Source organism: Shewanella sp. S1-49-MNA-CIBAN-0167, from assembly GCF_040310145.1.
GTDB lineage: Bacteria > Pseudomonadota > Gammaproteobacteria > Enterobacterales > Shewanellaceae > Shewanella > Shewanella psychromarinicola.
In genome coordinates this window covers 1-247 of sequence record NZ_JBEOPO010000427.1, presented here as the reverse complement: position 1 = coordinate 247, position 247 = coordinate 1, and the positions used below count along the sequence as shown (strand labels likewise).

At 40.5% G+C, this 247-nt stretch carries 1 pseudogene; it reads left to right on the top strand.

Features of this window, described 5'->3' with window-relative positions:
* A pseudogene (locus AAEZ00_RS21910) lies at positions 1-204 on the top strand (sulfite exporter TauE/SafE family protein); the annotation flags it as partial.
* Positions 205-247 lie beyond the last annotated feature (43 nt).

Genomic DNA, 247 nt, shown 5'->3' with positions numbered 1-247 from the left:
ATTCTAACCATCGTCGGCTTAGTTGAAGTGAAGCATTTATGGCTATCACTGCTATTATTGCCTTCAGTCGTTGCTGGTTATCTTGTCTCAGGTAGATTAATTGGCCGCGTTGATAAAGATAAAACCCGCATAGTCACCTTAGTGTTATGTAGTATTAGTGCCACTGTATTAGTGATTATGTCGACCAACACGTTAATGAGCTAATCAGCTATTCTGTACCTGTAAACAAAACCAGCCATCAATGGGC